We start from the raw sequence: 25327 nt of genomic DNA on the forward strand, positions 1-25327 counted from the left end.
CGCCCTATGAGGAGGGATACCTTCCGGCTTGGACCAGTGGCCTTCCGGCTCCGGCGAGCGGACGACCGGCGCCGGCGAGCCGCCGGCTCAGACCAGCGGCCGGGCCGTCGGCGGGATGGGGACCGGCAGCGCCGTCTCACCGGTGAGGTAGCGGTCGACCGCGGCCGCCGCCGACCGGCCCTCCGCGATCGCCCACACGATCAGCGACTGCCCCCGGCCCATGTCGCCCGCCGCGTAGACGCCCTCGACGGCCGTCTCGTACGACTTGCCGCGGGCCACGTTGCCCCGGGCGTCGAAGAACGAGGCGGGGTCGTCCGCGAGCGCGGCGAGGTCGTCGAGCAGGGGGCCCTTCTCCGGGCCGAGGAAGCCCATCGCGAGGGTGACGAGCCCGGCCGGGATCTCCCGCTCGGTCCCGGGGATGGGCCGGAAGCCGGTCGAGGGCCCTTCGACGTCGACCAGGCGCAGCGCGCGCACCCTGCCGTCGTCGTCGCCGACGAGCTCGGTGGTGGAGACCGCGTAGACCCGGGAGCCTCCCCCGGCCTCCAGCTCCTCGTGGGCGCTCTCCATCTTGAACAGCATCGGGTACGTCGGCCACGGCTGCGATCCCGGCCGGTCGGCCGGGGGCCTCGGCATGATCTCCAGCTGGGTGACCGACAGGGCGCCCTGGCGGATCGCGGTGCCGACGCAGTCGGCGCCGGTGTCGCCGCCGCCGATCACGATGACGTGCTTGCCCTCGGCGGAGATGGGCGACTCGGCGAGGTCGCCCTGCTGCACCCGGTTGGCCGGCGGGAGGTACTCCATGGCCTGGTGGACGCCGTCGAGCTCGCGCCCGGGCACCGGCAGGTCACGCCAGGCGGTGGCGCCGCCGGCGAGCACGATCGCGTCGAACTCCTCACGGAGCCGGGCGACGGTGACGTCCACGCCCACGTTCACCGAGGTGCGGAACTCGGTGCCCTCGGCCTCCATCTGGGCGAGACGCCGGTCGACGTGCCGCTTCTCCATCTTGAACTCGGGGATGCCGTAGCGGAGCAGCCCGCCGATCCGGTCGGCCCGCTCGAACACGACGACGTCGTGTCCTGCGCGGGTGAGCTGCTGCGCGGCGGCCAGCCCGGCCGGGCCGGAGCCGACGACCGCGACCCGCCTGCCGGTCTTCACGGCGGGAGGCTGGGGGGTGACCCAGCCCTCGGCGAAGGCGCGGTCGATGATCTCGACCTCGACCCGCTTGATCGCGACGGGGTCGGAGTTGATGCCGAGGACGCAGGCGGCCTCGCACGGCGCCGGGCACAGGCGGCCGGTGAACTCGGGGAAGTTGTTCGTCGCGTGCAGCCGCTCGATCGCCTCGCGCCAGTCGTCGCGGTAGACGAGGTCGTTCCATTCGGGGATGAGGTTCCCCAGCGGGCAGCCGTTGTGGCAGAACGGGATGCCGCAGTCCATGCAGCGAGCGGCCTGCTTGGTCAGCGCGGGCGCGGAGAAGTCCTCGTAGACCTCCCGCCAGTCGCGGATGCGCACGTCGATCGGGCGGCGCGCCGGCAGCTCGCGCCCGTGCGTCAGGAAGCCCTTAGGGTCAGCCATCGGTGTACCCCCCTCTTATCCGTGTGCGGAAGTGATGTTCGTGGCGGCCCGGCCGCCGGTGGTCGTCGCGTGCATCGGCGTCACCCGTGGGCGGCGGCCATGACGGCCTCGTCGATGTCGCGGCCCTCGGCCTCGGCGGCGGCCTTGGCCAGCAGGACCCGCTTGTAGTCCGACGGCATGACCTTGGCGAAGCGGGTGACGGCGTCGTCCCACTCGGCCAGCAGCGCCTTGGCCACGGTTGAGCCGGTCTCCGCCAGGTGCCGTTCGACGATGTCGCGGAGGAACTCCACGTCGTCGTCGTCCAGCGCCTCGACCTCGACCATCTCGCGGTTGACCCGCTCCTGCCTCAGGTCGATCACGTACGCGACACCGCCCGACATCCCGGCCGCGAAGTTGCGGCCGGTGGGGCCGAGGACGACGGCCCGGCCGCCGGTCATGTACTCGCAGGCGTGGTCTCCCACGCCCTCGACGACCGCGGTGGCGCCGGAGTTGCGCACGCAGAACCGCTCGCCCACCACGCCCCGGACGAACACCTCGCCCGAGGTGGCGCCGTACAGGCCGACGTTGCCGGAGATCACCTGCGTCTCGGCGGCGAACGGCGCGTCGGGGTGCGGGCGGAGGATCAGCCTGCCGCCGGACAGCCCCTTGCCGAGGTAGTCGTTGGCGTCGCCGGTGAGCCGCAGCGTGATCCCGCGCGGCACGAACGCGCCGAACGAGTTGCCCGCCGACCCGGTGAACGACACGTCGACGGTGTTGTCGGGCAGGCCCTCCCCGCCGTACCGCCTGGTCACCTCATGGCCGAGCATGGTGCCGACCGTGCGGTTGACGTTGCGGATCGGCAGCTCCAGCGTGACCGGGTCGCCGTACTGCAGGGCGCCCTCGGCGAGCTGGATGAGCGTGTTGTCCAGCGCGCGGTCCAGCCCGTGGTCCTGCTCGACGACCTTGCGCAGCGGGGTGCCCTCGGGCAGCTCCGGCCGGTGCAGGATCGGCGACAGGTCGAGCCCGGCGGCCTTCCAGTGGTCGACGGCCTGGGCGGTGTCGAGCAGGTCGGCGCGCCCGATGACCTCGTCGAGCGAGCGGAAGCCGAGCTGGGCCAGGTACTCCCGCACCTCCTGGGCGATGAACTCGAAGAAGTTCACCACGAACTCGGGCTTGCCGGTGAACCGCTTGCGCAGCTCGGGGTTCTGCGTGGCGACGCCGACCGGGCAGGTGTCCAGGTGGCAGACCCGCATCATGACGCAGCCGGAGACGACGAGCGGAGCGGTCGCGAAGCCGTACTCCTCGGCGCCGAGCAGCGCGGCGACGATGACGTCGCGGCCGGTCTTGAGCTGGCCGTCCGCCTGGACGACGATGCGGTCGCGCAGGCCGTTGAGCAGCAGCGTCTGCTGGGTCTCGGCGAGGCCGAGCTCCCAGGGGGTGCCCGCGTGCTTGATCGAGGTCAGCGGCGACGCGCCGGTGCCGCCGTCGTGACCGGAGATCAGCACGACGTCGGCGTGGGCCTTGCTGACCCCGGCCGCCACGGTCCCGACCCCGACCTCGGCCACCAGCTTCACGTGGACGCGGGCGCGCGGGTTGGAGTTCTTCAGGTCGTGGATGAGCTGGGCCAGGTCCTCGATCGAGTAGATGTCGTGGTGCGGCGGCGGCGAGATGAGGCCGACGCCGGGCGTGGAGTGCCGGGTCCTGGCGATCCACGGGTAGACCTTGTGGCCGGGGAGCTGGCCTCCCTCGCCGGGCTTGGCGCCCTGCGCCATCTTGATCTGCAGGTCGTCGGCGTTGACGAGGTACTCGCTGGTGACGCCGAAGCGGCCGGAGGCCACCTGCTTGACGGCGCTGCGCCGCTCGGGGTCGTACAGCCGCTCGGGGTCCTCCCCGCCCTCACCGGTGTTGGACTTGCCGCCGAGCCGGTTCATCGCGATGGCCAGCGTCTCGTGGGCCTCCATCGAGATGGAGCCGTACGACATGGCGCCGGTGGAGAACCGCCTGACGATCGCCTCGACCGGCTCGACCTCCTCCACCGGGATGGCGGGCCCGGCGGGGCGCAGCCCGAACAGCCCGCGCAGCGTCATGAGCTGCTCGGACTGCCCGTCGACGAGCGAGGTGTACTCCTTGAAGATCTCGTACCGGCGGGTGCGCGTCGAGTGCTGGAGCTTGAACACCGTCGTGGGGTTGAACAGGTGCGGCTCGCCCTCGCGGCGCCACTGGTACTCGCCGCCGACCTCCAGGCGCCGGTGCGGGTTCTCCACGCGGGGGTAGGCCTTGCGGTGCCGCTCCAGGGCCTCGCGGGCGAGCTCGTCGAAGCCGATGCCGCCGAGCCTGGAGGTGGTGCCGGTGAAGCACCGCTCGATGACCTCCTCGCCCAGGCCGAGCGCCTCGAAGATCTGCGCGCCGGTGTAGGAGGCGACCGTGGACACGCCCATCTTGGACATGACCTTCAGCACGCCCTTGCCGTACGCCTTGATCAGGTTGCGGACGGCCTTGCGCGGGTCGAGGTCGAGCTCGCCGGTGGCGATCATGTCCTCGACGGTCTCCAGCGCCAGGTAGGGGTTGATCGCGCTGGCGCCGTACCCGATGAGCAGCGCCATGTGGTGGGCCTCACGGGCCTCGCCGGTCTCCAGGACGAGCCCGACCCGGGTGCGGCTCTTCTCACGGATGAGGTGGTGGTGGACCGCGCCGGTCAGCAGCAGCGACGGGATCGGCGCCCGCTCGCGGGAGGACCCGCGGTCGGACAGCACGATGATCCGCGCCCCGTCCCTGATCGCCTGCGAGACCTCCTGGCGGATCTCCTCCAGCCGGCCGACCAGCGCCTGGCCGCCGCCGGCCACGTCGAACAGGCCGGAGACGACGTACGGCTGGAAGCCGGGCAGCGCGCCTTCGTCGTTGATGTGGACGATCTTGGCGAGCTCGTCGTTGTCGATCACCGGGTAGGGCAGGACCAGCCGGCGGCACGAGGCGGGGCCGGGGTCGAGCAGGTTGCGCTCCGGGCCGATCGTCGACTGCAGCGAGGTGACGAGCTCCTCGCGGATGGCGTCCAGCGGAGGATTGGTGACCTGGGCGAACAGCTGGCTGAAGTAGTCGAACAGCAGCCGCGGCCGGTCACTGAGCACGGCCACGGGGGTGTCGGTGCCCATCGAGCCGATCGGCTCGGCGGCGTTCTTCGCCATCGGCGCCAGGATGACGCGCAGCTCCTCCTGCGTGTAGCCGAAGGTCTGCTGCCGCTTGACGAGCGCCTCGTGGGTGGGGTGCTCGTGGTCGCGCTCGGGCAGCTCCTCGAAGCGGACCAGGCCCGCGTGCAGCCACTCGCCGTACGGCTCGGCCGCGGCCAGCTCGGCCTTGATCTCGTCGTCCTCGATGATCTTCCCGAGGGAGGTGTCGATCAGGAACATCTTGCCCGGCTGAAGGCGGCCCTTGCGCACCACCTTGTCCTGGGGGATGTCGGACAGGACGCCCGCCTCGGACGCGAGCACCACCAGGCCGTCGTCGGTGACCCAGAACCGCCCGGGACGCAGGCCGTTGCGGTCGAGCACGGCGCCGACCAGCGTGCCGTCGGAGAAGGTGATCGACGCGGGGCCGTCCCAGGCCTCCATCAGCGTCGAGTGGAACTCGTAGAACGCCCGCCGCGCGGGGTCCATCTCCGTGTGGTTCTCCCACGCCTCGGGGATCATCATCAGCACGGCGTGCGGGAGCGACCGGCCGCCCAGGTGGAGCAGCTCCAGCGTCTCGTCGAACGACGCGGTGTCGGAGCCGTGGGGGTCGCAGATGGGGAACATCCGCTCCAGGCCGCCGGGGGCGCTGCCGCCGGGGATCAGGCCGGTGGCGAGCATCGCCTCCCTGGCCCGCATCCAGTTGCGGTTGCCGCGGACGGTGTTGATCTCGCCGTTGTGCGCGACGTACCGGTACGGGTGGGCCAGCGGCCACGAGGGGAAGGTGTTCGTGGAGAACCGCGAGTGGACCAGCGCGATGGCGGACACGTACCGCTCGTCGGCCAGGTCGGAGAAGAACGGCTCGACCTGGAGCGAGGTCAGCATGCCCTTGTAGACGATCGTCCGGCACGACAGCGAGGCGAAGTAGACGCCGGCGTGGTGCTCGGCGCGCTTGCGGAAGGGGAAGACGAGCCGGTCCAGATCGATGCCGGTCTCACCGTTCGGCGAGCTGACGAACAGCTGCGTGAAGTGCGGCATGACGGCGCGGGCGCTGGCACCGGGGAGGTCGCGGTCGACCGGGAGGTCGCGCCACCCGAGGACCGTGACGCCCTCGTCGACGGCGACCTGCTCGATGAGGCGCACCGCCGCCTCCCGCTCCTGCTCGTCCGTCGGCAGGAACGCGGTCCCGGCGGCGTAGGCGCCCTCGGGCGGCAGCGGGCTCCGCCATCCCTGTTCGGCGAGGACGGCGCGGAAGAAGGCGTCGGGGATCTGTGTGAGGATGCCGGCGCCGTCGCCCGTGTCGGGCTCGCTCCCGCTGGCCCCGCGGTGGTCGAGGTTGCGAAGCGCCGTCAGGGCCTTCGCGACGATGTCGTAGCTGCGACGGCCGGCCACGTCCGCCACCATCGCCACGCCACAGGCGTCGTGCTCGAATCCGGGGTCGTAGAGTCCCTGAGGCTTGGGGAAACCCCCGGGCAGGCCAAGGCGGGCAGCAGGCATGTAGTCACTCCCGTCGTCATCGTCTGCTCGTAACAGAGGGACGACGTTGGCCCTACTGCGGTTGTGGTGAGTGCAGATTACCGCACACTGCCGGAATGGTGCCCCCCCGGTCCGTTCGCGAACCTTCACGGGTTAACACCACGGATACAGTTGCCGCATGGCCGACCATGAGGCGCTCCACGAGTTGCTGGCGAAGGCGGGCGTCGACAGCCTCCGCTACCGGAGGGCCCTCGCGCTGCTCGGCGCCGGCCGCTGGTGGACCCTGGCCGATCTCGTGCGGGAGACCGCGACGTCCCGGCGCGCGATCGAGTCGCTGCTGCGAGTGCTCCCCGTTGAGCACAGCGGCGACCGCGTCCGGATCACGGTCGATCAGCTCAACCGCTATAACGGCGCGGGAGAAGCAGATATTTCGAGCTTCGAGGATCCGGTGGCCGGGGTGGGGGCGGCTGGTGCGTCCGGGGCCGGTGCGTCCGGAGCGGAGGCGGCCGGGACGCATCCCGACGTCCTGGCCCGGCTGGAGACGCTGATCGCCAAGGCCCCCCGGGGGCGGCAGGCGCTCGACCACGTGTCCGCGACGGCCGAGACCGTCCTGCGGCGCGCCCTCCTGCTCGGGCGGCGGTTCTGGCTGCCGGGCGCTCGCCTGCTCTGCGTCGGCGACCACGACCTGACCTCCCTCGCCGTACGGATGCTCCACCCGGAGGTCGAGGTGGCGGTGGCCGACGTCGACGACCGCGTCCTCGGCTACATCGACGCCCAGGACCTCGGCGTCCGCACCCGCTGGGCGGACCTGCGGCTGGGCCTGCCGCCGTCCCTGCGCGGCTGGGGCGACTTGGCGATCACCGACCCGCCGTACACGCCCGAGGGCGTCGGCCTGTTCGCGGCCCGGGCGGCCGAGGGGCTGCGCGACCGTGAGCAGGGCCGGATCTTGGTGGCCTACGGGGCGTCGGAGCGCACGCCCATGCTCGCGCTGAAGGTGCAGAAGGCACTCGGCGAGCTCAACCTGCTCAATGAAGCGATATTTCCGGACTTCAACAGGTATCACGGAGCCGAGGCGATCGGCAGCGCCGCCGACCTCTACGTGCTGCGGCCCACCACGAAGACGTGGCCGGCGATCGCGGCGCGCCTCGACCGGCTCGCCACGGCGATATACACGCACGGGCCGCAGTCCGTGGAGTCCGCCCCCGGGCCGGTGGACGACGTCCCCGACGACGTCACCGCGTTCGAGCCGAGGCTTCTCGCCGGGGACTGGCCGCGCGGGCTGCTGCCGTCCACGCCCCGCGTGCGGCTCGGCACCCTGCTGGCCAAGCCGTACGCCGCCGATCCCGAGCGGGTCGCGATCGCCGTACCCGCGGGGCTCGAGGCCGCGCTGCCCCGCCTCCTGCTGGCGACGCGGGCGCGGCACGTGCGCGTCGTCCTGGCCGAGCCGTACCAGGACCTGCCCGCCCTGGCCGCGTCGCTGTCCCCCGTGTACGGCCTGACCGCCGGCGGCCGGGTGATCGACGCCGTACGGCTCCCGCTCCCACAGGAGGGGGAGGAGCGGGTGATCCGCAGGATCATGGACAGCGCGCACGGCAAGGTCGCCAACACGTGGCGGGAGGCGCTGGCCGAGGTGGCCGGGCTGACCCGCAAGCAGGCGAGGGCGGCGGTCGAGGAGGCCGCACCGTGGGCCGCGGACGTGTCGCCGCTGGAGATGCCGCTCGAACGCCTCACCGGCCTCCCAGCGGCCGTCACCCGCACCCTCGCCACCGTCTGACCACGTCCGATCAGGCGTCTCCCGGCCCTCGCCGCCGTCTGAGCGCGGCCGATCAGGCCGCGGTCACGTGATCATGGCGTGCTCACACGGTCAGGCTGGGTCAACGCGGTCAGGCTGGGTCACGCAGGCGGGGTCACGTGGGCCGGGGGGTGACGGACTGGCCGGCACCTGGCTGACCGGCACCTGGTTGACCGGCACCTGGCTGACTGGCCCCCGGCTCGCTGGGAGCGGGCTCGGACGGCTGGGCGGTGTCGGGCGCCGCCCCCCTCTGCGTGGGAACCGCGGGCAGCCCGGCGACGGCGACGACGCGGCGGAAGACCGCCTTCTCCGCCTCTCTGGCCGCCAGGGCGAGCGTCACGAAGTCGTCGTTCTCCCCCGGCTCGACCCCGTCGGCCCGCCCGACCCACACCAGGCCGGCGTAGTGTCCCATCGCCGTGCCGCTGGCCTCGCTGTACGCCCCGAACCGCACCCTGGCGGACTCCAGCGGAAGCACCCAGCCGCCGGGGTAAAGCGTGGTGAGCCGCTGGACGAGCCCGTCGGCCGCCTGCACATCCGACAGGTTGAGCAGCGTGTACTGCGCGACGTAGACGCCGTCGGGGGTCGTGTAAAGGCCCCGGACGGCCTGGGTGCAGCCCGCCTCGGCCAGCGCCCCGGTCACGTCGGCGCCCCAGACGGCCGCGGCGCAGCTCCCGTCGAGGCGGCTGCCGACCCTCTTGAGGGTGATCTTGCCGGTGGTGAGCGTACGGGGCGCGAACACCTCCTGCGCGGTCAGCGGCGCGGCGTCGGCCTTCCTGTCGGCGATCGGGGCGAACTCCTTGACCGACTTCCATGCCTGGTACGCGGCGGGCCTGCCCTCCCCGATGTCGCTGCCGCTCGCCATCTGGGCGGGCGCCGGCTGTCCCCCCGCGAAGGAGTTGACGATCAAGGTGAGCACGAGCGCGATCGCCAGGACGGCCACCACCGCCCCCGACCATATGAGGATCCGCCGCTGCCGCTCGCTGAGCCCCCATTCGGCCAGCGCCGAATCCGTCCAGCGCTCCGCCGCCGGCACCGCCGACCGGCGCTTGCGCTTCGTCATAGGCCGCTGGCCCCGATGAGGGTGCCCAGCCCCCAGGTCAGCGCCGCCGCGACCGCGCCCACGAGCAGCTGCCGCAGGCCGCTGAACCACCAGCTCCGCGCCGTCACCCGCGAGACGACGGCGCCCGCGCCGAACAGCGCCGCCATCGACACGATCGCGGAGATCCACAGCCCCCGGACGCCGAGCAGGTACGGCAGGAGCGGCACGAGGGCGCCGAAGCTGAACGACAGGAACGAGGAGACGGAGGCGACGACGGGCGAGGGCAGGTCATGCGGGTCGACGCCCAGCTCGGCCCGGGTGTGCACGACGAGCGCCTCCTCGGGATCGCGGGAGATCTGCCGCGCCACCTCTTTGGCGGTGACGGCGTCGACCCCGCGCGCCATGTAGAGCTGGGCGAGCTCGTCCTCCTCGGCTTCGGGATGCCGCTCGATCTCCCGCCGTTCGACGTCGATCTCGGCCAGGGCGAGCTCCCGCTGGCTGGCCACGGAGACGTATTCGCCGCCCGCCATCGAGAACGCCCCGGCGGCCAGGCCCGCCACGCCGGCCAGGGAGATGATCCTGGTGTCGGCCGTGCCGCCCGCGACGCCGGCGATGAGGGCGAAGTTGGAGACCAGGCCGTCCATCGCGCCGAACACCGCCGGCCGCAACCAGCCGCCGTTGACGTCTCGGTGCTGATGATGGATCTCCGCCCGCGCCACCGTTCCGGCCCCCGTTCCGGTGTCCGTCATCGTTGCCCGGCCTCCCGCTCCGGTACGGCTCCCACCTCGCCGCCCGCCTCGGTGCCATCCGGGTCGCCCGGTCCGGCCTCGGTGGCGTCGGACGGCAGGAGGTCGGTCTCGTCGGCCTGCTCCCTGCCGTGCGCCGGGTCGGCCTCGCCGTCGCCGTCGCCGAGCTGGGGGACGCCGCCCACCGGCTCGTCCCCGGTCCGGCCGCGGCTCAGGTAGAAGTACGCCATGGCGCCGAGGAAGATGACGATGGAGGTCCACTGGTTGAGCCGCATGCCGAGGATGTGGTGGGCGGGGTCGACCCGCAGCCCCTCGATCCAGAAACGGCCGACCGTGTAGCCCGCGATGTAGAGGGCGAACACGCGGCCGTGGCGCAGTGAGAAGCGCCGGGCGGCGAGGATGAGGAGCCCGGCGAGGGCCAGATCCCACAGCGATTCGTACAGGAACGTCGGATGGTAGGTCGACACGCCGGGGACGGTGCCGGGACGGCCCGGGTCGATCTCCAGGCCCCAGGGCAGGGTGGTCGGCCCGCCGAACAGCTCCTGGTTGAAGTAGTTGCCGAAGCGGCCGATCGCCTGGGCGACCGCGACTCCGGGAGCGAGCGTGTCGGCCACCGCGGTGAACGAGATGCCGCGGCGGCGGCAGGCGATCCAGACGCCGAGGGCGCCGAGCGCGACCGCGCCCCAGATCCCGAGGCCGCCCTCCCAGATGAACAGGGCGTCGATCGGCCGCTTCTGGGCGCCGGACCCGAAGTAGATCTGCCAGTCGGTGATGACGTGGTACAGGCGTCCGCCGACGAGGCCGAACGGCACGGCCCAGACCGCGAGGTCGGTGACGGTGCCGGGCGCGCCGCCGCGGGCGCGCCAGCGGCGCTCGCCGATCCAGACGGCGACGATGACGCCGAGCACGATGCACAGCGCGTAAGCCCGGATCGGGATCGGTCCGAGATTCCAGACCCCCTGTGACGGGCTGGGAATCGAGGCGAGGAGGGGCATGTCACGTGACGTTACCGCAAGACCGGGCACCCCCGGTCCCGGGCGCCGCGAACGGTCCCGCAACGCCGCTGTGAGCCGCGGCGTCTCCCCGGGGAAGCCGGCTTACGCCCCCGGCCGGCCGGCCCAGGCGGGCATCCGAAAGGAGCGTCGTGAGCACGGCGCGCCGGCCGTCACCCTTCCCAGGCGGCGCGCAATGCCTCCAGGCGGGCCACCAGTTCGCCGATGTCCGGCAGCTCGTCGAGGCTCACCAGCCCCAGCCATTCCAGGCGGCGCACCTGTGAAGGGTCCCGCGCGCCCAGCACGCCGCCGACGAGCGCGGCGACCGTGTCGGTGTCACCGCCGAGCGAGACGGCGTACGGCAGGGCGGCGGCGAGGCCGGGAGTCTCGCGCAGCACGTGGACCACGGCGGCGACCGTCTCGGCGGCGTCCAGCGACACGCCTCCCACCGGAGGGGCCCACCGGCCGGCGGCGGCGTCCCGTACGGCGCCGAGAGGGCCGAGGCGCTCCGCCGCCCAGCCGGCCTCCGCCCCGGCCGCGTCCACGATCTCGCGTGTGGCCGCCCCCTCCATCGCCCAGGAGGCCATCGCCGCGATCACGCACGCGGCTCCCACGGCCTCCGGGGCGAGGTGCGTCGCGACGGCCAGGGTCTCGGCGAGGGTGCGGCGCGTCCCGGGATCGGCGAGCGGGACCGTCCAGCCCACCGGCGGCATGCGCATCGCCGCGCCGTTCGTCGCCCTGTGCGGGCCGGAGGCCGGGAGCCGCTCCCCCGTCGTGAGGAAGTGCTCGACCGCCCGGCGGGTCGTGGGGCCGATCCCCCGCATCGTGGGGGCCGCCTCGGCCAGCCGGGTGAGGAAGCCGAGGGTGGACGGCCGGCCCCCGGCCTCGGCCAGGCACCGTGCGACCAGGGCCATCTGCGCGGTGTCGTCGGACGTGGCCCCCCGGGGCCAGCCCCGGCCGGCGTCGGGCAGCGCCGTGACGGCGACCGCGTCGACACGCTCGGGCGGGGCGCCCTCCCACGGCACTCCGAGCGCGTCGCCGGCCGCGAAGGCGAGCATCGCGCCCTCGATCCTCTCCGCGTCCGTGACCCCGCTCACCCGACCGGCCGTGTCGCTCGTCACCGCGCTCCATTCACCCCGCGGTGTCAGCTCTTGGCGGCGCTGAGCACGGCGTCGCGCAGGGCGCTGGGCGCGAAGGCGGTGTTGGTGTCCATCGGCTTGCCGTCGAGCATGACCGTGGGGGTCCCCTCCAGCTTGAGCGAGCTGATGAGCTGGGCGGAGTTCTGCTGGTGGGCCGCCGAGTTCCGCTGGTCCCGTACGCAGGACTCGAAGCCGGGGGCGGTGACGCCGGCCTCCTTGCCCCACTTGACGAGATCGTCGATGCCGAACCCGCTCGTGGTCTCATCGGGCTGACGCTTGTAGAGGAGGTCGTGGTAGGTCATCCACTGGGCGCCGTCCGTCACGCAGCGGGCCGCCGACGCGGCGCGCAGGGAGTTGGACTTGGTGGGGTCCTGCTGGAAGATCGTGATCATGTGGTAGACGACCTTGGCCTTGCCCTCGGCCGCCAGGTTCTTCAGCGTCGAGCCGCTGGTCTCCTCCAGCTGCTTGCACGCCGGGCACTGGTAGTCCTCGTAGATGTCCACGACGGGCGACGTCACCCCCGCCTTGGCCATCACGACCGACCCGTCCTCCTGGACGGTGATCGGAGCCAGGCCCCCCGCGACCTTCTCCGCCGCGCCCTGCCGCATCGACCACCAGCCGATGGCCACGGCGACGACGGCGACGACGGCGACCGTGATGATCATCGTCATGCGCTTTCGCTGTTCCTGTTTGCGCAGGACCTCACGTTGGGCCGCGATGCGGGCCCTCGCCGCCTCACTCGTCCTTTTGCTCACGAAGCCTCCCCCAGGCCGTGCCGTACTGTTCTCCAGGCCTCCGCCATGGCGCTCACGCCGCGGAGTCCCCGTTCTCCGCCGCGGAGTCGTCGTCGCCGGATCCGGAGGGCCCGGTCAGGCCGAGCGCGGACTCCATGGACAGCCGGCCGGAGGGCTTCACCACGATCCACGCGGCGCAGGCCAGCAGCCCGACGTCGCGCATCAGCTCCCAGAAGTACGTGGGCTCCCGGCCGGCGGCCAGCGGGCCGCCGCCGCCGAAGCAGCCGCAGTCGATCCGCAGCCCCCGGGCCCACGCCGACCCGATGCCGACGATGAAAGCGATCATGAGCAGCCCGGAGACCACCCCCGCCACCCGGGTGAACAGGCCGACGGCGAGCAGCACCCCGACGATGATCTCGAGGACGGGAAGGCCGTACCCGACGACCTGGGCGACGGAGTCAGGGAGCAGCTGGTAGCCGCGGACCGCCTGCACCGAGAGGGCGGGCGCCCCGATCTTCAGCGCGCCGGCCGCGACAAGCACAGCGGCGAGGATCAGCCGCGCGGCCGTCGTCACCCACGAGAGCGCCGGTTTCTCGGACTGTAACCGCTCGGACACCGAAGTGCCGGATGCCAACTGAACCATTGTCTCTCCGCCCGGTTTGGCTACAACGACAGAACAGTACCGGGACCACAGCTCACCATGTGGCTGATAAGAGCATGGTAAGACGCGTCCTTCCGCCTCTCGGCGGCGGGACCGGAGGAGAACAGCCCGCGGGGCGGCTCAGCGCCGCACGCCCCGGGCGAGTTCGCCGGCGAGGTCGCGCACGGCCGACAGGCCCGACGCCTCGTCGGCGGCGTCGAGGAGCCGCCGGATGAAGGCCGAGCCGACGATGACCCCGTCGGCGTACGCCGCGACCTCGGCGGCCTGCGCGCCGGTGCCCACGCCGAGCCCGACGCAGACGGGCAGGTCGGTGTGCGCCCGGGTCCGCTTGACCAGGCCCTCGGCGGCGGCGCCGACCGACTCCCTCGCGCCGGTCACGCCCATCAGCGAGGCGGCGTACACGAACCCGGTGCAGCAGCGCGCGACCCGGTCGATCCGCTCGTCCGGCGAGCTGGGCGCGACGAGGAAGACGGTGTCGATGCCGGCCTCCTCGCTCGCCTCCAGCCAGGGCTGCGACTCCTCGGGGGTCAGGTCGGGCGTGATGGTCCCCACGCCGCCGGCCGAGGCGAGGTCACGGGCGAAACGCTCGGCGCCGTACCGGTCGATCGGGTTCCAGTACGTCATGACGAGCGTCGCCGCCCCCGACGCGGCCACACCCTCCACCGTGCGGAAGACGTCGGCGATGCGGGTGCCGTTGCTCAGCGACCGGTGCACCGCGTCCTGGATGGTCGGGCCGTCCATGAGCGGGTCGGAGTACGGCAGCCCGATCTCGATCACGTCGCAGCCGGCCTCGACCATGGCGGTCGCGGCGGCCACGCCGCCGTCCTTCGTCGGGAAGCCGGCGGGCAGGTAGCCGATCAGCGCGGCCCTGTCCTCGGCACGCGCCTTGTCGAACACCGCTTGGAGAGTCGTCATCGAGTTGCCTTATCGGATGGCGGAGCGGATGGCTCAGAGGTTGAAGTACTTCATCGCGGTGCCCATGTCCTTGTCGCCGCGGCCGGAGAGGTTCACCAGGATGGTGGCCTCGGGGCCGAGCTCCCGGCCGAGCCGCAGGGCGCCCGCGAGCGCGTGCGACGACTCGATGGCCGGGATGATGCCCTCGGTGCGGGCGAGCAGGGCGAAGGCCTCCATCGCCTCGGCGTCGGTCACGCCGTGGTAGGCGGCCCGGCCGGAGTCCTTCAGCCACGCGTGCTCGGGGCCGACGCCCGGATAGTCGAGCCCGGCCGAGATCGAGTGGGACTCGATCGTCTGTCCCTCGTCGTCCTGGAGGACGTAGGTGCGGGCGCCGTGGAGCACGCCGATGCTGCCCTCCGTGAGGGTCAGCGCGTGCTCGCCGGTCTCGACGCCGCGTCCGCCCGCCTCGTAGCCGTGCAGCTGGACGCCGGGGTCGTTGATGAACGCGTGGAAGATGCCGATCGCGTTGGAGCCCCCGCCGACGGCGGCCGCGACGGCGTCGGGCAGGCGGCCGGTGAGCTCCAGGATCTGCCGGCGCGCCTCCACCCCGATGATGCGGGCGAAGTCGCGGACGATCTCCGGGAACGGGTGCGGGCCGGCGACCGTACCGAACAGGTAGTGCGTGTGGTCGACGTTGGTGACCCAGTCGCGGAACGCCTCGTTGATGGCGTCCTTGAGGGTCTGGCTGCCGTTGGTGACCGGGACGACCGTCGCGCCCAGCAGCTTCATCCTGGCGACGTTGAGCGCCTGGCGCTCGCAGTCGACGGCGCCCATGTAGATGACGCACTCCAGGCCCATCAGCGCGGCCGCCGTCGCGGTGGCGACGCCGTGCTGGCCCGCGCCGGTCTCGGCGATCACCCGGTGCTTGCCGAGCCGCTTGGTCAGCAGCGCCTGCCCGAGCACGTTGTTGATCTTGTGGGCGCCGGTGTGGGTCAGGTCCTCGCGCTTGAGGACGATCCGCGCGCCACCCGCCTCCCGGGCGAAGCGCGGCACCTCGGTGAGGGTGGTGGGCCGGCCGGCGTAGGTACGCAGCAGGTGGTCGAACTCCCGGATGAAGCTGAGATCGTTCTTGGCCTTGTCGTACTCCGCGGCCACCTCGTCGAGCGCCGGGATCAGCGCCTCCGGCACGTAGCGTCCGCCGAACACGCCGAACTTGCCGACGACGTCCGGGTCGTCGCCGTAGACGCCGTTGCCGGCCAGGTCGGCGGAGGTGAGCAGGGTGCCTTCCGTCGCGGTCACACGATCTCCTTGGCTAGCGCTCCGGTTCACTTCTCTGAGCCCGTGTCCTGCCGGGAGGCCGGGTGGGCGCCGGCCGTGACCAGGTCGTTGACCGCGGCCTTCGGATCCCTGCCGGTGACCAGGCTCTCGCCCACCAGCACCGCGTCGGCCCCGGCCCGCGCGTACGCGAGCAGGTCATGCGGACCCCGTACCCCGGATTCGGCGATCTTTATTACGCCGTCGGGCACTTTGGGCGCCAGCTTGGCGAACACCTCACGGTCGATCTCCAAGGTCTTGAGGTCGCGCGCGTTGACGCCGATGACCCGCGCCCCGGCGTCGACCGCCCGAGAGAGCTCCTCCTCGGTGTGCACTTCGACCAGCGGGGTGAGGCCGATCGACTCCGCCCGCTCGATGAGCGACACCAGCGCCTGCTGGTCGAGGGCCGCGACGATCAGCAGGGCCAGGTCCGCGCCGTACGCGCGGGCCTCCCACAGCTGGTAGGAGGTGACGATGAAGTCCTTGCGCAGGATGGGGACGTCGACCACGGCCCGCACGGCCGCCAGGTCGTCGAGGGTCCCGCCGAACCTGCGCCGCTCGGTCAGCACGCTGATGACGTGGGCGCCGCCCGCCTCGTAGTCGGCGGCGAGCGCCGCGGGGTCGGCGATGGCGGCGAGCGCGCCCTTGGAGGGGCTCGACCGCTTCACCTCGGCGATCACGGAGACCCGGTCGCCGCCGAGCGCCGCGTACGCGTCGCGCGGATCCTGAGCCCTTGAGGCCTTCCGCTTGAGCTCGTCGATAGACACGGACTTCTGCCTGTCTTCGAGATCCTCCCGCACACCCAGGATGATGTCCTCGAGAACACTCACGCGCCCTCCTCGCCTTCGGCTTGGAGCTCGCGTGAAAAACCTGTCCGCTCGCTCACGCGTAAGGATCCCTCCGGTCGGCTGCTCTCCGAGTGTTGCCCTGCGATGGTATCGGCCCGTCTCGCGTCGCTCACCCACCGGGTCACGTCACGGTGCAAGGGAATGCCCGAAAGGTGTATTACGTACCACCCAAAAAACGATCATAATCGCGAGGAGTCCCCAGAGGTAGCCGGGACGCGCGAGGCTCGTCCGCATAGGCCGTCCGTTCCATGATCGTGCCGCCCAGCGCGCCCACAGGAAGACCACGAACGGGATCATGGCGACGGTGAGCGGATTCGAACCGAGCGAGCCGAGCACGTCGGCGTGTCCCAGCGCGTGCACCGCCCGCAGCGTGCCGCAGCCCGGGCAGTAGAACCCGGTGACGGCGAAGAAGGGGCAGACCGGGTAGTGCCCCGGCTGGTTGGGGTCCACGACGCCGACGTACGCGAACCCGGCGGCGGCGACGGCCGCCACGCCGGCGGGCGCGAGCATGGACCGCAGCCGGCCCCCCGGGGGCCGCTCCGCCGTCTCCATGCCGGTCGGTCTCATCGTCCCGGTCCAGCGGCGGCCCGGCGCGCTAGTAGCCGATGCCCGTGGTCGAGGTGCCGACCGCCGAGAGTATGCCCAGCCAGACGACCGCCAGGAGGATCCACGCGGCGATCGCGATATACGACACGATCAGGCCGGCGACCGCCATGCCGTGCCCCTGCTCGCCGGTCCGCTTTATCTGGCTGATGGCGACGTGGCCCAGGATGACGCCGAGCACCGCGGTGAAGCCGCACACGACCAGGCCGACGATGCCCATGATCAGCGACGTGATGGCCATGCCGTTCGTCCCCGGCGCCTGCGGGGGGTAGCCGTACGGACCCTGCGGCGGGTAGCCGTACCCGGCGGGCGGCGGGTAGGACCCCTCTTGGGGCGCCCCGTAATTCCTCGGGTCGCCCGGGTCGTTTCCGTAGCTCATCGGGTCTCCTGTGGGATGATCGGCGTCGCCGTGAAGCCTAGCGACAACCATCCCTATCGTCGGGCAAACATTTTGTTTGTGGGAGATTCGTAACCTCAGGTGGGAGCGATCCAACGGGGTCGCCGGCCCGCCGTCAGGGGCGGGGCCCGGCCGTGGGGTCGTCACCTTCGTCGAGGGCGTCCCACAGCGCCCTCTCACCCGTCACCGGGGCCCCTTCGCGCCTCCCTGGCCCCATGCCTGTTCGGCTGCCGCGTGCCGGACGGTCGTAGCGGCTCGACATGCCGGGCCACCGCCCGCCCGCGACCGCCGCGACCACGCCCGCGATCACCAGGACGAGCGCGCCCGCCATGGCCGCGACCGGCCACGCCCAGGCCACCGATTGGGCGGCGGCCGCTCCCCCGGTGGAGATCATCGCGGTCGTGACGTGCTCGTGCGCCGTGCCGGTGATCGCCTCCGGCCGCGTGCCGTTCCACGCCCCGGCCAGGGCCACCGCCCCGCAGAGGGAGATCACCACGCCGATCAGCCGCCGGGCGGCTCCACTCGCGGCCAGCACGGCCGCCGCCGCGGCCAGCGCGGCCAGCACCGCCGGCGTGAGCGAGGCGACCAGGTCGGTGCCTGACAGCGGCACCGTCCCCGCGCCGATGGGGCCGGTATGCGCGGGGAACCTCACCGTGGCCCACGTCCGGCCCGCGGCCAGCAAGGTCACACCGGCGGCTGCCGCGCAGGCGCTCAGCCACGCCACCAGGGACCGCCGCGCCGTACGGCCGGCGCCTGGCGCCGAGCCGGGCGTCCCGGCCGAGCCGGTGGCGGGCGGCTCTCCGGTCCCGGGCGCTGTGGACGGCCCTTCGGGCATGGAGGGCATGGAAGGCATGGAGGGCATGGAGGGCATGGAAGGCGTGGGCGGCGTTGGCGGCCCTGCCGGCGACGCGCCGGTGGAGCCGCCGCCGTGGCCGTTCATGCGGGAGCGCTCACTTCGAGCGGGCCGGCGTCGAAGCAGGTGCGGTCGCCCGTGTGGCAGGCGGCTCCGACCTGGTCGACCTTCAGCAGGATCGTGTCGCCGTCGCAGTCGAGCGCGGCGTGCCTCACCCACTGGACGTGGCCGGAGGTGTCGCCCTTCACCCAGTACTCCCCACGGCTGCGGGACCAGTAGGTCGCCCGGCCCGTGGTCAGCGTGCGGTGCAGCGCCTCGTCGTCCATCCAGGCGAGCATGAGCACCTCACCCGTGTCGTACTGCTGGACGATCGCGGGCAGCAAGCCGTCGGCAGTGAGCTTGAGGCGTCCGGCGATCTTCGAATCGAGGGCCACGGCCTCATTCTGCCGCAGCCGGCGCCCCCATGCTCCCCGCACCCCTGGTCACCCCGCTAGGACGTCACTCCGGAGGTCCAGGAGGCGTAGAGGTCGGCGTACACGCCGGGCTCCTCGACCAGGGCGGCGTGCGGGCCGCGCTGGACGATCCGCCCGTGCTGGAAGACGAGCACCTCGTCGGCCGCCTGGGCCGTCGACAGACGGTGGGCGATCGACACGGCCGTCCGGCCGCGGGTGACCCCGTCGAGGGCACGCGCGAGCCGCACCTCCGTGGCGGGGTCGACGGCGGAGGTGGCCTCGTCGAGCAGCAGCAGGTCGGGATCGGCCAGGTAGGCGCGGGCCAGCGCGACGAGCTGACGCTCCCCCGCCGACAGCGACTCGCCGCGCTGGCCGACCGGCGTGTCCAGGCCCGCCGGCAGCCCCTCCAGCCAGTCGGCCAGGCCCAGCTCGGTCAGGGCCAGCCGGACGTCGCCGTCGCTCGCCGAGGGCAGGCCGAAGCGGATGTTGTCGGCCAGTGAGGAGTCGAACAGGAAGCCGTCCTGGGGGACCATCACGACCCGCTCCCGCAGCGAGGAGAAGCGCACCTTCCGCAGGTCGACCCCGTCCATCAGGATCTGACCGGACGTGGGGTCCATGAGCCGGGTCAGCAGCTTGGCGAACGTCGTCTTGCCCGACCCGGTCTCCCCCACGACCGCGACCCGCGTGCGCGGCGCGATCTCCACCGACACGTCGTGCAGGACAGGCGGGCCGCCGGGGTAGGCGAAGCCGACGGAGTCGAACCTGACCGAGATCGGGCCCCGCGGCAGCGTCGCCCCGTCAACCGGGTCCGCGACGTCGGCGGGGGTGTCGAGCACGCCCAGGATGCGCCGCCATCCGGCGACCGCGTTCTGCGCCTCGTTGAGCACCTCGGTCGCCGTCTGCAGCGGGCTGATGAACAGGGTGATCAGGAACAGGAACGCGACGAGCCGCCCGGCGGTGATCGAGCCGCCGGCGCCGAGCGCGACCCCGGCGACCACCACGAGGGCGACGGCGACGGAGGCGACCAGCTCGGTGACGGGGAAGGTGAACCCGATCGTCATCTGCGCCCGCGTCTGCGCCGCGCGCTGGGCCTCCACGGCGCCGTCGACCCGCTCCGCCGTGCGGTCCTGCGCGCCGTACGCCTTGATCACCGCGCTGCCGACGACCGACTCGCTGACGGCGGCGAGGACGTCGCCGGTCCGCTCCCGCACCCGGGTGTACGCCCGGGCGACCATGCGCTGGAACCGGGGCAGGGCCACGACCAGCGGCAGGAAGCAGGCCCAGACGATGAGCGTGAGCTGCCAGGAGTAGACGGCCATCAGCACGGTGGCGACCAGGAGCTGCCCCACGGCCACGATCACCATGAGCCCGCCCCACTGCATGAACGTGCTGATCTGGTCGACGTCGCCGGTGACCCGGGACACCAGCGCGCCGCGCCGTTCGCTGTTCTGGGTCAGCACCGACAGGTCGTGCACGTGCCGGAAGCCCTTGCCGCGCAGCGTGGCCAGGCCGGACTCGGTGGAGCGGTAGAGCCGGATGTTCATCAGGTAGCCGCACGCGGCGGTGAGCAGGACGGCGACCGCGCACAGGAAGATCGCGTCTCTGATGAAGCCGACGTCCGGGGCGCCGCCGCCCAGCCCGCGGTCGATCACCTGCTGCACCGCCACGGGCACGACGACCTTGCCGAGCGTGGCCAGCACGGCCAGGGCGAGCGTTCCCCACAGCCCCCGGCGGAACTCCGGCGACAGGCGCAGGCCCTGCCGGAAGGTCTCCAGCGCCGACCGGTCCGCCGCACGCAGGCCGCCGGTCTCCGCCTTCACGTCTGTCACGGCGCTCACGCCACGACCTCCTCGTCGGTGTCGAGCGCGGCCCGCTCGGCCTCTTCGCGTTCGTACGCGGTGACCAGGTCGCGGTAGCCGTCGCAGCGGGCCAGCAACTCTTCGTGGGAGCCGTGGTCGGCGACCCGTCCGTGCTCCAGGTAGACCACCTCGTCGGCGAGCGCGATCGTCGCCATCCGGTAGGCGACCACGATCACCGTGGACTCGGCCGTGCCGTCCCGCAGGCCGTACAGGATCCGCTTCTCGACCTGGGAGTCGACGCTGGAGGTGGCGTCGTCGAGGATCAGCAGGCGCGGCCGCCGCACGAGGGCGCGGGCCAGCGCGACCCGCTGCCGCTGGCCGCCCGACAGCGTCGCGCCGCGCTCGCCGACGTGCGTGTCCAGCCCGGACGGCAGCGCGCTGACGAAGCCGTCGGCCTGTGCCAGCCGCAGCGCCTCCCACACCGTCTCGTCCGGCACGTCCAGGCCGAGCGTGATGTTGCCGCGGACCGTGTCGTCGAAGAGGAAGGTCTGCTGGAGCACCAGCGCCACCGACGCGCTCACCGCGCCCTCGGCGGCGTCCCTCAGGTCGGTCCCGTCGACCCGGACGGCGCCGGTGTCGGGGTCGATGAGGCGGCCGAGCAGCTGGGTGAGCGTGGACTTGCCCGCTCCCGTGGGCCCGACGATCGCGACGGTGCGTCCCGGCGCGACCGTGAACGTCACGTCCTTCAGCACCGGCGCGGCGGGGTCGTAGCCGTATCCGACGTGGTCCGCCTCGACTCCGGCCGGGACGGTGCCGTCCGTGGCCCCGTCCGTGGCCCCGTCCGTGGCGCCGAGGGCCGCGGTGCCGTACTCCATGGACCCCGTCGCGTCGAGGACGTCGCGGACGCGGGTCCAGCCGACGACGCTGCGCGGCAGCTCGGCGAGCACCCAGCCGAGCGCGCGGATCGGGAAGGCGAGCAGGGTGAACAGGTAGGCCACCTGGATCAGGTCGCCGGCCGCGACGCCGCCCGACTCCAGCCGTACGGAGCCGACGAGCAGGACGGCCAGCACGCCGAGCGTGGGCAGCGCCTCCAGCAGCGGGTCGAACAGGCCGCGGACCCGGCCGACGGCGATGTTCGCGTCGCGCAGCTCGTCGGCCCTCGCCTGGAAGCGGGCGGCCTCGGCGTCCTCGCGGCCGAGCGTCTTGACCACCAGCGCGCCGTCGAAGCTCTCGTGCGCGACCTCGCTCACCTCCGCCCGGAGCTGCTGGGCCCGCATCGCGAGAGGTGACAGCTTGCGCTGGTAGACGAAGTTGAGCACGGCCACGGCCGGGAAGATCAGGAAGCCCACGACCGCGAGGACCGGGTCGACGAGCACGATGGCCGCCGCGGCGGTGACCAGCATGACGATCACGCCCACGGCCATCGGCAGGGGGGCCAGCGGAGCCCAGGCCGCCTCGACGTCGGAGTTGGCGTTCGACAGCAGCTGCCCGGTGGGGTGCCGGTGGTGCCAGGCGAGCGGCAGCCGCAGGTACTGCCGGGTGACCGCGCGCCGTGAGCGGGCCTGCATGCGGTACTGCATCATCCCGGCGAGGATGCGGCGTCCCATGACGCCGGCCGCCTTGAGCACGGCGACGCCGACGATGAACAGCGCCGCCACGGTGAGCGTGCCGGTGCTCACCTCGCCGGCGCGGAACGCCGGCAGCACCGCGTGGTCGGTGGCCCATCCGAGGGCCCACGACGACACGACGGTCATCGTGCCGTAGACCGCGCTGGCCAGGACGGCGGCGGTGAAGATCCGGGGCTCGGCGCGTATCGCGACGCCGATGACCCGCATACCTTGGATCATGACGGAGCCGCCGGGACGCGCGGGGGACTGCTTCGTCGGCTTCGTCGGCACGCGGTGCGTTCCTCTCGGTCGGTGACTTGCCTGGACCGCTCGTGTCGAGCGCCCGGACGGGACGCTACCCGCCGGGTACGCCTCCCGGATCGGCCACCAGGCCGACCCTGGACCAAGCCTTTGGTCCTAGATACTCCCTATCATCCTGATCAAGTGGTTTATTCCTTCACGCGCGCCGCCGCTCCTCCGGGCGCCACAGCCCGATGCCGCCGGACTGTGACAGAGGCGGACGGCATAGGGTGATCGCGTGACACACGCCCGCGACGAGCGCGCCGCGCTCTGCGACCTGCTCGACGAGCTCGGCCCCGGCGCGCCCACCCTGTGCGAGGGATGGGCGACCGAGGATCTCACCGCCCATCTCGTGCTCCGCGAGCGCCGACCCGACGCCGCGGGAGGCATCCTGCTCCCCTTCCTCGCGGGCTACACCGGCTCGGTCCAGGAGAGCCTCAAGCGGCGGCATCCCTTCCCCGAGCTCGTCCGCCTCGTACGGCAGGGCCCGCCCAGGTGGTCGCCGTACGGGCTGGTCCCCGGTCTCGACGAGGCGGTGAACACGATGGAGCTTTTCGTCCACCACGAGGACGTCCGCCGTGCGCGGCCGGGCTGGGAGCCGCGGACGCTGCCGGGCGGCCTGGAGGACACGCTCTGGAAGCGGGTCAGCGCCGGCGCCCGCCTGTTCCTGCGCCGGTCCCCCGTCGGCGTGGTGCTCCGCCGCGCGGACGGCGGGGGGACACCAGGCGGCGCGGGCCGGACGGAGAGCAAGCCGGTGGGCAGGACGGCCGAGCCGATGGTCGTGGTGACGGGGCGGCCCTCCGAGCTGGTGCTGTTCGCGTTCGGCCGGGGAGACCACGCCAGAGTGACCTTCGAAGGGGACGCCGGGGCGGTCGCCCGGCTGCGGGAGACCGGTTTCGGCATGTGACCTGAGGCGCCAGATCTCGGCGAATCGCCACGTATTACCTGTGCTTTGGGGCAGCATGTGGTCAGCGCGCACGACGTTTGGAGCCCCCGATGAACACCAAAAAGGTGCTGACCTATCTGGTCGTCGCATTCGTCATCTTCTACCTGTTCACGCAGCCGGCGAACGCCGCGAACGCGGTCAAGAGCGTGTTCGGCGGCGTCACCACCGGGGCCGAACGCCTGGCGGCGTTCTTCACGTCGCTCGCTTCCTGACCGCGCGGCGGCGCGTCTCAGACAGCGAGCGGAACGGGCTCGTGGCCTCCTGGCTAGTTATGATCATTCCTGTCGCCGGGTACAAACAACCGGGATACCGACCGCAGGAGGCCCCCCAATGCAGGTCAAGAAGGTTCTAACGTACGCGGCGATCGCGTTCGTGATCTTCTACCTCTACAACCAGCCACAGGCCGCCGCCGGCGCTGTGAAGGGTGTGTTCGGCACGGTCAGCACTGGTGCCAACCGGCTGGCGACCTTCTTCACATCGGTGCTGAGGTGATGTGACGCCCTGATGGGGCCCCGCCGGCAGCGTCGCCGGCGGTGTGGCGCCACTTCCTCTTCTTCCTCTTCCTTCCTCCGCCCCGCCGTGTTACGCAGGCAGGATGAGAGACCGCCACGGCGCCGCCGATCCCTCCCAGCTCGACCCGGCGGCCAGGCGGGTCCTCGAACGCGTCGAAGTCGACCGCGTGGAACTGGTCCGCTTCCTGTACGCCGACCACGGTGGAGTGATCCGGGGCAAGGCAGCCGGCAGGCGCCGCCTCGCCGACCGGCTGGGCACGGGCATCGGCCACACGGTGGCGATGATGGCGATGTCGATGCTCGACCACCTGCAACCGGTGGAGGGCATGGGACCGGTGGGCGAGGTCCGCATCGTCCCCGATCCCGCGACGTTCGTGCCGTTGCCGTACGCTCCGGGCGCGGCGGCGATGGTGTCCGACCTCCGTCAGATCGACGGGAGCCCGTGGGCGGCGTGCCCGCGCACCTTCCTCAAGGACGCCGTCGCGGCCCTCGAAGCGGAGGGCTACGCGCTGGTCGCCGCGTTCGAGCCGGAGTTCACCCTCGGCCGTCGCCTGCCCGACCCGGCGGGCGGCCCCGACCGGCTCGTCCCCGTCGACGACAGCCTGTGCTACGCGACCACCGGATTCGACATCGCCCATGACTACACCATGCGGCTGGTGCGGGCGATGGAGGACCAGGGGCTGCTCGTCGAGCACTACCACCCGGAGCTGGGGGCCGGTCAGCAGGAGCTGTCCATCCGGCCCGCCACAGCCCTCAAGGCCGCCGACAACCACGTCCTCTACCGGGAAACCGTCAGGGGCGTCGCGTTCCGCATGGCGATGTGGGCCAGCCTCGCGCCCAAGCCGATCCCCGGCCAGGCGGGCAACGGCGCCCACCTCCACGTGTCCCTCTGGGATCCCGCGCTGGAGCGGAACCTGTTCGCCGACGGGAACGGCGGGATGTCCGGGCTCGCGCGGGGGTTCGTCGCCGGGATCCTCGACCACCTGCCCGGTCTGGCCGCGCTGTCCTGCGCCAGCGTCAACAGCTACCGGCGGCTGGAGCCGCGGTCGTGGGCCGGCGCGTACCGCTGCTACGGCGTCGACAACCGCGAAGCGGCCGTGCGGCTCTGCTCGCCGATGGCGGGCCACGTCGAGACGTCGGCCAACCTGGAGATCAAGACCTCCGACTCCACGGCCAACCCCTATCTCAGCCTGGGCGCGGTCATCCATGCCGGCCTGGACGGGATCCGCCGGGGGCTCGACCCCGGAGAGCCGGTGACGGTCGATCCCGCCACGCTGACCGACCGGGAGCGCGCCCGCCTGGGCGTCGATCGCCTGCCCGCCTCGCTCGGGGAGGCCCTCGACGCGCTGGAGGCCGACGAGCTGCTCATGGAGGCGCTCGGCCCGCTGCGCCGCGACGCCTACCTGGCCGTGAAGCGCTCCGAGGTGGCCGACTTCGCCGCCGAGGACGAGGCCTTCGAGACCTTCCAGCACTTCCGGGTGTTCTGACCGCCGCAGCCGCGCATCACGTCA

At 72.4% G+C, this 25327-nt stretch carries 22 protein-coding genes; 5 read left to right on the plus strand and 17 right to left on the minus strand.

Annotated elements, in window-relative coordinates; all coding sequences use genetic code 11:
- Positions 1-87: 87 nt before the first annotated feature.
- Both AB0B72_RS23140 and gltB read right to left on the minus strand, forming a co-directional pair.
- Positions 88-1572: a glutamate synthase subunit beta gene (locus AB0B72_RS23140; protein WP_367740973.1), complete on the minus strand. Its 1485-nt coding sequence runs from the start codon at positions 1570-1572 to the stop codon at positions 88-90.
- 80 nt (positions 1573-1652) lie between these two features.
- Entirely contained in the window at positions 1653-6209 is a 4557-nt protein-coding gene (gene gltB, locus AB0B72_RS23145; protein ID WP_367740974.1) for a glutamate synthase large subunit, read from the minus strand.
- 157 nt (positions 6210-6366) lie between these two features.
- Between gltB and AB0B72_RS23150 the strand changes: the two genes are divergently transcribed.
- Positions 6367-7962, plus strand: a complete 1596-nt coding sequence (locus AB0B72_RS23150) for a bis-aminopropyl spermidine synthase family protein (RefSeq protein WP_367740975.1) — start codon at positions 6367-6369, stop codon at positions 7960-7962.
- A gap of 133 nt (positions 7963-8095) precedes the next feature.
- On the opposite strand, the gene AB0B72_RS23155 is transcribed toward AB0B72_RS23150, so the two are convergent.
- From AB0B72_RS23155 to AB0B72_RS23225, 15 genes are all read right to left on the minus strand, one after another.
- Complete coding sequence (locus AB0B72_RS23155) at positions 8096-9040, minus strand: hypothetical protein (RefSeq protein WP_367740976.1); 945 nt, start codon at positions 9038-9040, stop codon at positions 8096-8098.
- A complete protein-coding gene (locus AB0B72_RS23160; RefSeq protein WP_367740977.1) occupies positions 9037-9768 on the minus strand; it encodes a VIT1/CCC1 transporter family protein in 732 nt (243 codons plus the stop codon). Before AB0B72_RS23160 ends, AB0B72_RS23155 begins: the two co-directional genes overlap by 4 nt.
- A complete protein-coding gene (gene lgt, locus AB0B72_RS23165) occupies positions 9765-10760 on the minus strand; it encodes a prolipoprotein diacylglyceryl transferase (protein ID WP_367740978.1) in 996 nt (331 codons plus the stop codon). The genes AB0B72_RS23160 and lgt overlap by 4 nt, the downstream gene beginning before the upstream one ends.
- Before the next feature lie 170 nt (positions 10761-10930).
- Entirely contained in the window at positions 10931-11878 is a 948-nt protein-coding gene (locus tag AB0B72_RS23170) for an ADP-ribosylglycohydrolase family protein (RefSeq protein WP_367740979.1), read from the minus strand.
- Positions 11879-11901: 23 nt separating this feature from the next.
- The gene (locus tag AB0B72_RS23175; protein WP_367740980.1) at positions 11902-12651 is read right to left on the minus strand and encodes a DsbA family protein; all 750 of its coding nucleotides are present in this window, start codon (positions 12649-12651) and stop codon (positions 11902-11904) included.
- A 52-nt stretch (positions 12652-12703) separates the two neighbouring features.
- Positions 12704-13273 (minus strand): MauE/DoxX family redox-associated membrane protein, encoded by a 570-nt coding sequence (locus AB0B72_RS23180; protein WP_367740981.1) that lies wholly within the window; start codon positions 13271-13273, stop codon positions 12704-12706.
- 138 nt (positions 13274-13411) lie between these two features.
- Positions 13412-14206 carry a tryptophan synthase subunit alpha gene (gene trpA / locus AB0B72_RS23185; RefSeq protein ID WP_367740982.1) on the minus strand — a complete coding sequence of 265 codons (795 nt, stop codon included), beginning with the start codon at positions 14204-14206 and terminating at the stop codon, positions 13412-13414.
- 33 nt (positions 14207-14239) lie between these two features.
- Positions 14240-15445 (minus strand): tryptophan synthase subunit beta, encoded by a 1206-nt coding sequence (gene trpB / locus AB0B72_RS23190; protein ID WP_367741019.1) that lies wholly within the window; start codon positions 15443-15445, stop codon positions 14240-14242.
- 65 nt (positions 15446-15510) lie between these two features.
- Positions 15511-16329 carry an indole-3-glycerol phosphate synthase TrpC gene (trpC, locus tag AB0B72_RS23195; RefSeq protein WP_367740983.1) on the minus strand — a complete coding sequence of 273 codons (819 nt, stop codon included), beginning with the start codon at positions 16327-16329 and terminating at the stop codon, positions 15511-15513.
- A 144-nt stretch (positions 16330-16473) separates the two neighbouring features.
- Positions 16474-16914, minus strand: a complete 441-nt coding sequence (locus AB0B72_RS23200; protein ID WP_367740984.1) for a DUF2752 domain-containing protein — start codon at positions 16912-16914, stop codon at positions 16474-16476.
- A gap of 28 nt (positions 16915-16942) precedes the next feature.
- Positions 16943-17329, minus strand: coding sequence for a DUF4190 domain-containing protein (locus AB0B72_RS23205; protein ID WP_367740985.1), 387 nt, complete (start codon positions 17327-17329; stop codon positions 16943-16945).
- A 133-nt stretch (positions 17330-17462) separates the two neighbouring features.
- Positions 17463-18182, minus strand: a complete 720-nt coding sequence (locus tag AB0B72_RS23210) for a Trp biosynthesis-associated membrane protein (RefSeq protein ID WP_367740986.1) — start codon at positions 18180-18182, stop codon at positions 17463-17465.
- Positions 18183-18283: 101 nt separating this feature from the next.
- Complete coding sequence (gene hisI, locus AB0B72_RS23215; RefSeq protein WP_367740987.1) at positions 18284-18634, minus strand: phosphoribosyl-AMP cyclohydrolase; 351 nt, start codon at positions 18632-18634, stop codon at positions 18284-18286.
- A gap of 56 nt (positions 18635-18690) precedes the next feature.
- On the minus strand, positions 18691-20490 hold the full coding sequence (locus AB0B72_RS23220; RefSeq protein ID WP_367740988.1) for an ABC transporter ATP-binding protein: 1800 nt from the start codon (positions 20488-20490) through the stop codon (positions 18691-18693).
- The gene (locus AB0B72_RS23225) at positions 20487-22298 is read right to left on the minus strand and encodes an ABC transporter ATP-binding protein (protein WP_367741020.1); all 1812 of its coding nucleotides are present in this window, start codon (positions 22296-22298) and stop codon (positions 20487-20489) included. Before AB0B72_RS23225 ends, AB0B72_RS23220 begins: the two co-directional genes overlap by 4 nt.
- Positions 22299-22596: 298 nt before the next feature.
- On the opposite strand from AB0B72_RS23225, the gene AB0B72_RS23230 reads away from it, so the two are divergent.
- The 4 genes from AB0B72_RS23230 (at position 22597) to AB0B72_RS23245 (ending at position 25303) form a co-directional block, all read left to right on the plus strand.
- Positions 22597-23265, plus strand: a complete 669-nt coding sequence (locus tag AB0B72_RS23230) for a TIGR03085 family metal-binding protein (protein WP_367740989.1) — start codon at positions 22597-22599, stop codon at positions 23263-23265.
- An 89-nt stretch (positions 23266-23354) separates the two neighbouring features.
- Positions 23355-23516, plus strand: coding sequence for a hypothetical protein (locus tag AB0B72_RS23235; protein ID WP_367740990.1), 162 nt, complete (start codon positions 23355-23357; stop codon positions 23514-23516).
- A gap of 118 nt (positions 23517-23634) precedes the next feature.
- Positions 23635-23796 carry a hypothetical protein gene (locus AB0B72_RS23240; protein WP_367740991.1) on the plus strand — a complete coding sequence of 54 codons (162 nt, stop codon included), beginning with the start codon at positions 23635-23637 and terminating at the stop codon, positions 23794-23796.
- 103 nt (positions 23797-23899) lie between these two features.
- Positions 23900-25303, plus strand: a complete 1404-nt coding sequence (locus AB0B72_RS23245) for a glutamine synthetase family protein (protein ID WP_367740992.1) — start codon at positions 23900-23902, stop codon at positions 25301-25303.
- Positions 25304-25327: the final 24 nt, after the last annotated feature.

This window comes from Microbispora sp. NPDC049125 (assembly GCF_040802045.1).
In the GTDB taxonomy this organism is placed as follows: domain Bacteria; phylum Actinomycetota; class Actinomycetes; order Streptosporangiales; family Streptosporangiaceae; genus Microbispora.